The sequence below is a fragment of the Myxococcales bacterium genome, from assembly GCA_022563535.1.
In the GTDB taxonomy this organism is placed as follows: Bacteria; Myxococcota_A; UBA9160; order UBA9160; family UBA4427; genus DUBZ01.
This window is the reverse complement of sequence record JADFNE010000112.1, coordinates 1-8,486: the sequence shown is the minus strand read 5'-3', so window position 1 is coordinate 8,486 and position 8,486 is coordinate 1. Positions and strand designations below refer to the sequence as shown.

At 60.7% G+C, this 8,486-nt stretch carries 8 protein-coding genes; 2 read left to right on the top strand and 6 right to left on the bottom strand.

Annotated elements, in window-relative coordinates; translation table 11 throughout:
- Window positions 1-57 precede the first annotated feature (57 nt).
- On the top strand, window positions 58-2,064 hold the full coding sequence (locus IH881_19430; GenBank protein MCH7869874.1) for a response regulator: 2,007 nt from the start codon (window positions 58-60) through the stop codon (window positions 2,062-2,064).
- 70 nt (window positions 2,065-2,134) lie between these two features.
- Here the strand turns inward: IH881_19430 and IH881_19425 are convergent, their stop codons facing one another.
- Together IH881_19425 and IH881_19420 are read right to left on the bottom strand one after the other, a co-directional pair.
- On the bottom strand, window positions 2,135-2,350 hold the full coding sequence (locus tag IH881_19425; protein MCH7869873.1) for a hypothetical protein: 216 nt from the start codon (window positions 2,348-2,350) through the stop codon (window positions 2,135-2,137).
- Window positions 2,347-3,003, bottom strand: coding sequence for a hypothetical protein (locus IH881_19420; protein MCH7869872.1), 657 nt, complete (start codon window positions 3,001-3,003; stop codon window positions 2,347-2,349). The genes IH881_19425 and IH881_19420 overlap by 4 nt, the downstream gene beginning before the upstream one ends.
- Window positions 3,004-3,058: 55 nt before the next feature.
- Here IH881_19420 and IH881_19415 point away from each other — a divergent pair, with 55 nt between their 5' ends.
- The gene (locus IH881_19415) at window positions 3,059-4,402 is read left to right on the top strand and encodes a hypothetical protein (GenBank protein ID MCH7869871.1); all 1,344 of its coding nucleotides are present in this window, start codon (window positions 3,059-3,061) and stop codon (window positions 4,400-4,402) included.
- 58 nt (window positions 4,403-4,460) lie between these two features.
- Here the strand turns inward: IH881_19415 and IH881_19410 are convergent, their stop codons facing one another.
- From IH881_19410 to IH881_19395, 4 genes are all read right to left on the bottom strand, one after another.
- Window positions 4,461-5,456: an NAD-dependent epimerase/dehydratase family protein gene (locus IH881_19410; protein MCH7869870.1), complete on the bottom strand. Its 996-nt coding sequence runs from the start codon at window positions 5,454-5,456 to the stop codon at window positions 4,461-4,463.
- Window positions 5,453-7,117: an AMP-binding protein gene (locus IH881_19405; protein ID MCH7869869.1), complete on the bottom strand. Its 1,665-nt coding sequence runs from the start codon at window positions 7,115-7,117 to the stop codon at window positions 5,453-5,455. The genes IH881_19410 and IH881_19405 overlap by 4 nt, the downstream gene beginning before the upstream one ends.
- A gap of 21 nt (window positions 7,118-7,138) precedes the next feature.
- Complete coding sequence (locus tag IH881_19400) at window positions 7,139-7,921, bottom strand: alpha/beta fold hydrolase (GenBank protein MCH7869868.1); 783 nt, start codon at window positions 7,919-7,921, stop codon at window positions 7,139-7,141.
- 110 nt (window positions 7,922-8,031) lie between these two features.
- Complete coding sequence (locus tag IH881_19395; protein MCH7869867.1) at window positions 8,032-8,475, bottom strand: hypothetical protein; 444 nt, start codon at window positions 8,473-8,475, stop codon at window positions 8,032-8,034.
- Window positions 8,476-8,486: the final 11 nt, after the last annotated feature.

Genomic DNA, 8,486 nt, shown 5'->3' with positions numbered 1-8,486 from the left:
CTCCTCTTTGGCATCGGCTGCTCGGGCATGGTTGTCGGAGAGACGATATGGGGGGTCATGGACTCGTACATGGGCTTTGTAATACCCGTGTCCGGCCTCATGGAAATTTTTTATGTCGTGTTTCCCGTCAGCTTCATCGTCGGAATCTGGTACTACCGCGTCCAAACTCCGTCGACAGACGATGCATTCATCCAGATTGGCAACCTTGGGATCATCTTCTCCGCCACCCTGCTCATGTACATCTTCGCCCAAGCCGACTTCCTTGGCGATCCGATACCGACCTACCTCGCGGACATCACGGTCTTTCAGTGGACCCTCAACGTCTCCGCAACCCTGTTCGCGTTAATCGTCCTCTCGCTCCATAGCCGGGGACGCCGGCGTCACGTCATGTCGCTCGTCTTTATCGGCCTCTGCTTCAACGCGCTGGCTGACCTCCTCTATCTCAACGATCTGATGGGGGATGGGTATCAAGTGAGTTCTCTCTGGAGTGGCCCGGTTCTGGTCTGCGCATCGTTCATCATTTGGGCTGCCTTCGAGCAACGCCAGATGAAAGACGAGAATGTTGCCGATGAGCCCTCTGCGGAGGCCGAAGCCAGGGCAAAGCAGTGGGAGAGCCTGCTTCCGCCCCTCGCCTTCGCGGGCGTGCTCATGGTCGCCCTGTTTCAGCGCGACAAACTCGTCGCCAATCTGATTCCCTATGTCATGATGGCTTCGCTGATCTTCATCGGCGCGCTCGCCATGCGCAACTGGTGGGGCCATCGTCTCGAAATACAACTTCGCGGGCAGGCGTTGCAGAGCAAATCCGAGGTGCAGCTCGCGAATCGTGAGCTCAAGGAGGAGATGAAGACCCGAGCGCTGGTCCAGGAAGAATTGCGCCAGTCCCAGAAAATGGATGCGTTGGGTCAACTCACGGGCGGTGTCGCACACGACTTCAACAACCTTCTGGCGGTCGTTCTCGGCAATCTAGAATTGCTGGAGCACAAGGTTCCCATGAACCCGAATGAAACGGAGTTCTTGCATGATGCGACTGAAGCAGCAAGACGAGGTTCCGAATTGACACAGCGACTTCTTGCCACTTCTCGCAAGCAGGCCCTCAGGCCCGAGCCGATCGAGGTGGACTCGCTCCTGGAGGATACGAAAAAGCTGTTGGCACGGACGTTGGGAGAAAGGATTCGGGTAACGATCAGCGGGCACAAGAACGTGTGGCTCTGTCTGGCCGATCGCGCGCAGCTCGAGAATGCCGTTCTGAACCTGGCGCTCAACGCTCGCGATGCAATGCCGGACGGCGGAGAGATCGAGATCAAGGCCGCAAACATTACCCTGGATGAGATGTACGCTGCCGAGCACCCTGATGCCCAGGTGGGATCCTTTGTTGCACTCTCAGTGCGGGACTCGGGGGTGGGAATTCCCGCCGAAATCCTGTCGCGTGTTTTCGAGCCGTTCTTCACCACCAAGAAAGTCGGTTCGGGTACGGGGCTGGGCCTCAGCATGGTCTACGGATTCGCCAAGCAATCCGGCGGGCACGTCACGATCGAGAGCCGAGTCGGAAGCGGCACCGCAGTGACCCTCTATCTCCCCAGTTCCAAGACGTATTTGCGAAGCGTCAGAGCCGAGAGCCGGCCCGACCATCCGCAAGGATCTGGAGAATCCATACTCTTGGTGGAGGATGAACCCGCGGTTCGCAAGCTCGTCTCCAACGTCTTGAAGGAGCTGAGCTATCAGATCACCGAGGCCCGGGATGGCGACGAAGCGCTGGCACTCCTCGAAGGCATCGGGTCCCTCGACCTGCTGCTCTCCGATGTCGTACTTCCAGGCAGCCTGTCGGGTCGCGATCTAGCAACTGCCGTTGCACGGCAGCGACCGCGGACCAAGATCTTGCTGATGTCTGGCTATGCGCCAGAAATTCTAGATGAGGGTGGAGGTTCGGCTTCAGTCCCCGAGCTGCTCCACAAACCCTTTCGAACGGCGGAACTAGCGCGCAAGATCCGATCGGTGCTCGATTCCCGAGAGTCCCATGCCGATCGCGCCAAGACGACTCCGTTTTCGAACTCCAGATTCGTCTGACGACTTGTCCTCCAGGACGCGAGCGCACGCCTGGTGGCTGGCTCTGCTCACGTCCCAAGGCTGGGCTCGATCAGTCCTCTAGACGTGCCTCCGAGTCCGGCGTCGCGTCGGCTTGGCGTCGTAGTCTTCGGCTGAGTGCCCAAAGGCCGAGCCCGCAGCCCGCCACTACGCAGGGCATTCCGACAAACGAAAACCAGATCGCGGTCGTGCCGCTCGGCGCGACCGCCACCCACACCAGCAGGAGTTGGGAGATCAGAATCAAGCTGCCCGCTGCGCGCGCTATCAATGTTGCCGTTCCTTCCAGCGCTCCCATGCTTCGGTGCCATTGAGTGCCGCCGGCGGGTGGGCCGGCTCATGGCATGCACCCGTGCAACCGATCTCCCCCGACATCAATTGATTCTGAATGCCACGCGTCTTGTGCCCCTTCACGGACCTGAAAGGCTCGGTCGCAGCATGGCAATCCAGACAAGACTGAATGTCGAATGTGCTGCGCATCTTCAGCGGGTAGTCTTCGCTTCCGCGTATCGTGTGAAGCATGTGGTTGATGCCGGCAAGCTTTGCTCTTACGTCGCCGAGTGCGCCGTACCCGCTATGGCACACGTAGCAGGCATTCTTGTGTGAGACCGCGCCCTTTCGGAAGTGCGACGCGGCCAGCTCGTTTCCGCCCATCTTCATCGATTCGACCAGCGGTGGCATCGTGACGTGGCAGGAGCCACAGAACTCGACCGACGTCGACTGGTTCATGACGTGCAAGTTGCCGAGCACATATCCGAAAACAGGCAGGAGGACCAGTCCAGAAGTACTGAGCACCGCAGGAAGTTCGCCCCGCATGAGGGTATACAGGCAGAGCCCGATTGTGGGGATCGCGAATACGAGGATCAGGATCCAGAAGTAATCGGGTCCGCCAAGGGGAACGAAGAGCGGTCCTAGTTCCGTCACCACTACCTCCCGCTATCAATCGGTAGTGTAGACTCTGCCAGTGGAGGATCAACACATGATTTATCGCCTGCCAAGGTTCGTGCGCGCCTCCTTCTGTTCGATTATCGCGCTGACCGCGCTGGACGCCTTGGCTGCGGAGATACTCGATCCGAGAAACGCGGAATGCCTCTCCTGCCACGCCAAGGAAATGCCGGGAATTTTCAACCAGTGGAAGCACTCGAGGCACGCGCAAGTCGGGGTCGGGTGTTTCGATTGTCATGGCGCCGAGAAAGGCGATGTGGATGCCTTCGAGCACCACAAGGAGCTGATCGCCACATTGGTCTCACCCAAGGATTGCGCGGGTTGTCATAAGCGGATCGTAATGGAGGTCCAGAAATCCCATCACGCCACCGCCGGCATGATCCTCGATTCGGCCGACTCCTACCTTGCGAATGCTGCGGGCGGTCATCCCGTCGTGATAGCGGGATGCGAGAGCTGTCACGGTGGAAAGGTCGAAATCGATCCAGACTCACCGAACAAGCTATCGGCGAACAGTTGGCCAAACTCGGGGATCGGTCGCATCAACCCGGATGGGAGCCTCGGCGCTTGCACGGCCTGTCACACGCGCCACAGCTTCGACAAAGCCCAGGCGCGCCGGCCGGAGGCGTGTAGCAAGTGCCACCTCGGACCCGATCATCCCCAGAAGGAGGCCTATGAGGCCTCGAAGCACGGCAACGCCTACTACACGAACATCGACAAGATGAACCTGGAAGCTGATGACTGGATTGTGGGCGTGGACTACTGGGCCGCGCCGACCTGCGCAACTTGCCATATGTCGGCAACCAGGAATCAACCGGTGACTCACGACGTTGGTGCCCGGATCTCCTGGAACTTGCGTCCTCCGGTTTCAACGCGGCAAGAGGATTGGGAGCAGAAGCGCCTGAACATGCAGGACACCTGCAGGGCCTGTCACGGCGATCTCTTTGCAAAGGGTTTCTACCGACAATTCGACGCCGTCGTCCGACTCTATGACGAAAAGTTCGGCATCCCCGCGCGGGACATCATGGATCTCGTGCGCAAGAAGGGCCTGCTCGAGAACCCCGCTGAATTCAGCAATGACATCGAGTGGATCTATTGGGAACTCTGGCATCACGAAGGCCGAACCGCACGCCACGGTGCATCGAAGATGGCGCCAGACTACACCTGGTGGCACGGCATGTACGAAGTCATCCAGTCCTTCTACTTTCACTTCATCCCGGCGGCGCGCGCCTTCGGAGATCCGGATGTGAATGCAAAGATCGACGAGGTGCTTTCCGATCCAATGCACCAGTGGCTCTCGCGCAACACGGACGCGATCAAGAAGGACATTCAGCAGGGAGAAATCCAGAAGCTGTACGAGGTCCTCTTCGACCAGCCCTGAGCGAAGAGGACTGGAATCATTTTGGTTTGGTGGAGTTCGGCTCCACCATTGGAAGGTGCTACCGCGCGAGTCCCTCGAAGTGACGGTGCAATTTTTCGAGTCCCTCTTCGATGCTGATGCGAGGTTCGTATCCCAGGTCGCGGCGCGCGGCGCTGATGTCATACCAGTGGGCTGTCGACATCTGCTGTGCGATGAAGCGCGTCAGCGGCGGCTCCGCGTCGATGCGCAGCAGTCGGTAAGTCGCTTCGGCGATTGCGCCGATTGTGTAGGCGAGCCAAATGGGCAATCGCCGGGTCACGGGTGGAAGGCCCGCCGCGGCGAGAATCGCGTTGGTGATCTCGCTGGCGGGTCGCGGATCGCCCTGGCTGATGAAGTACGCCTTGCCCGCACAGGCGGATCCCGGCGCGAGTCGATCGCCGGCGGCCACGTGCGCTTCGGCGGCGTTGTCCACGTACACCGTGTCGATGAGCTTGTCTTCGCTGCCGATGTATCGCATCCGGCCCGATCGCGCGCGCTCGAGCAAGCGCGGGATCAGTTGATTGTCCCCCGGACCCCAGATCAAGTGGGGTCGTATTGCGACGGTCGCGAGCTGATCGCTGTTGGCCGCGAGCACGAGCCGTTCGGCAGCTGCTTTGGTGGCGGGGTACGGACTTTCGAAGTGTTCGGCGTAGGGCAGAGATTCGTCTGCGCCTTCGATGTCGCCTCCCGAGTGCACGACGCTGGGCGTGCTGGTGTACACGAGCCGCGGAACGGCGTGTTTTCTACAGGCGCAAATGACGTTGTCGGTCCCGACGAGATTGGTCAGCCGATATTCTTCCTCGGGCCCCCACATGCCGGATTTCCCCGCTACGTGGAAGACCGTGTCGCATCCTTCTACGGCGCGCATTACGACCTCCGCATCGGCCAGGTCACCGCGCAGCGTCTCGACGCCTCGGGCGGTCAACTCGGGGTAGTCCCCGCGCCCAAGACTCCGCACCGTATCGCCTCGTTCGAGCAGCTTGGTCACGATGGCCTTGCCCAGAAAGCCGCCGCCGCCGGTTACCAGAGCCTTCACGCCGAAAGGCTCGCAGGGTCGAGGTGTTTGCTTGCCCAAACCGCGAGCTTCTCACGTCCGATCTTTGCATTGTGTCGCGCGTCGACCGGAAAGCTTCGATGAAACAGGAACTGACGAATGCCGCGGGTGTGTTCGTACGCCGCGCCAAGCTCGATCAGCTCGTCGATCAATTCGGCTTCGGGGGGAACGTCTTTCCCTTTGATCTTCTCGACGCACAAGACGGGCAGGGCGTGGGCGCCATTTGAAATGCCCACCAGGGCCGTACGGCGCACCCGGGGATGGGCGTTGAACACGGCTTCGCAGGGGATGGTAAAAAGAACACCGCGGGTCGTCTGGACGCGGTGCGCTTTGCGACCGCAGAACCACAGCAACCCCTCGCTGTCGAGGTAACCCACGTCGCCCATGCGGTGCCACAAGCTTCCGTCCGGGTCCTGAATCTTTGCGAGCGCCGTTGCCTCGGGACGGTTGTAGTATGCCCGGGTCGTCTGGGGGCCGCGCACGGTAATTTCTCCAATCTCACCGGGCTCGAGTACCCAGTCGTCACACCAGCGCTCGATCGGTCCATCGTCGATGCGAATGATGCGAACCTCGATCGAGGGGACCGGCGCGCCGACGCACACCCCCGCGCCCGCAGCCGTCGCGACAGCGGTACCACCGAGGACCTGTCGGCTCGAAATGCACGACACCGGCAGACACTCCGTCGCGCCATAGGGCGTCAGGATTTCCGCGTCCTTCGGCAGCATGTCGAGGAAACGCTGCATCACGTCGGCGGGCATGGGGGCACCGGCAGAGATGACGCGCTTGAGTGTCGCCAAGCGAATTCCGTGCTTTTGGCCGTATCGACCCACAGTGTCGAGCAGAGCAGGGGAGGCGAACATGTTGGTGACCTTGAACGCTTCGACCGCCTCGGCGATGCGCCGGGGGTCGACGTCCGCGGGCCGGGTCGGGTCCATCTCGGGGATCACGGCCCGCATGCCGAAGGCGGGATCAAACAGCGCAAACAGCGGAAAGGTCGGCAGGTCGACTTCATCCTTTTCGATCGCGGAGAGGTTGCGGATGGCTTCGACTTGGGCCGCGAAGTTTTCGTGTCGGTAGACAACGCCCTTGGGCAAGCCGGTGCTGCCGCTGGTAAACAGGATTGCGGCCACCTCATCGGGTTTGGTATCGGCGACGGGCTCTGCCTCGGTGGCGAGGGGCGCAAGTCGAATTTGTGCAAGCGTCGTCCCGCCCCAGAACCAGCGCCGTCCGACGGTCACGTGGGTTCGGATCGTACGTCGTCCCCATCCGAACACGACCCGCGCGGCATGGGCAGCCGGCACGCCGATGAAGGCCTCGGGCTCTGCCTGGTCCAGGCAAGCCTTGAGGTTGCGCAGGCCGATACCCGGATCGACAACGATCGGCACCGCGCCGAGTCGAAATATTGCCAAGGTGAGGGCAAAGAACTCGAGGCTCGGCCGCACCAGTAGCGCGGTGCGCACACCGCGGCCGATTCCCAGTGCGTCGAGGCCCCGTGCGATTCGATCGCTTTCGAGGTTTAGCTGTTGGTAGGTGTAGTGGACGTACCGCGTCACTCCGTCCCGGCCGCGACCCTCGGGATACGACACGGCCGGCGCATGGGGTGTCTCTTTCGCGCGCTCGACGACGAACGATGCGATGTTCATGACCGTTACTCTATTACAGAATTACAGCGGGTGGTGTTCAAGAAAACGCCGAACGATCACGGGGATCTCGTCCTCGGCATCTTCGAGCACGTAATGACCGGCCTCTTCAAAGCGATGCACCTCGGCATGAGGCCAGCGTTGCTCGAATAATTTCAGCACCCGTCCATCGAACACGAAGTCTTTCATGCCCCACAACAGCAAGATCGGAGTCTCGCAGAAGGCTTTGAGCCCGGCTTCGACTTCGCTCACCGCATCGTAGGCAGCATCGCCGGGGGCGAGCGGAATGTCCTGCACAAAGCGGAGCGTCGCGAGGCGATCGGCGTAAGTCTCGTAGGGTGCGCAGTAGGCGTCCCGGAGCTCCTTTGGCATGTGTTTGGCCGTGGCCAGCCAGGTGGCTCCGCGGCAGAACAGGTTGAAGCGTTGGACACAGTACGAGCCCAGGCGCGTGTTTCGTACGGACCAGATCGACGCGGGTAGCTGCATCGATGCGGGCAAGTGGAATGCGGCCGAGTTCATCATCACGATGCGCTTCACCCGCTCGGGATGGCGAACCGCGTAGGCCATCCCGATCATCCCGCCCCAATCGTGCAACACGAGCGTGAGCGCTTCGCGGCACGCGACCGTTTCCAGGAACGCTTCGAAGTCATCAACGCGCTGGCAGAGGGTGTATCGGTACTGCGCGTCGCTCGGTTTGTCGGAATATCCGCAGCCGATGTGATCGGGTACGAGCGTGCGGTATCGGTCGCGCAACGCGAGAACCAGGTTGCGATAGTAGAACGACCAGGTCGGATTGCCGTGCACCATGACGACGGTGTCGCCCGTACCTTCATCGAGGTAGTGGTAGCGGTGGCCACCGATTTCGATCTGACGCCCTTCGAACGGGTAGAGCGACCGTGAAACTCGGTCGCTTGCAATCACCAAATGACTTCGCCCACCATGCAATTGATGCCGCTGCCGATGCCGGCGAGCACGACTCGATCCCCGTCCTTGATGCGCCCCTGGTCCAAGGCCATCGAGAGCACCATCGGCACCGAGGCGGGCCCGACGTTCCCATACTCTCGAACGATCAACAACGCCTTCTCGATGTCGACACCGAGACTTGATGCGAGTTGATGAGCATGTATTGTGCTGACTTGATGAAGGCAGTACTGGTCGACGTTGTCGTCCGTAAAGCCGAATTTTTCTTGTGCCTTGATCCATGTGCGCCTGGAGAGATCGATGCCCGCGAGCATCAGACCGTGAGTATCGGTCCAGCCGCGATCGAGTTGCCCCAGGCAAAGGCGGTTGTGCTTTGTATCCGAGAGACTCACGGTGCCCTTGAAGCGATGGTTGTTGTCTACGAGCTCGGAATTTGCCAACAGCATTGCGA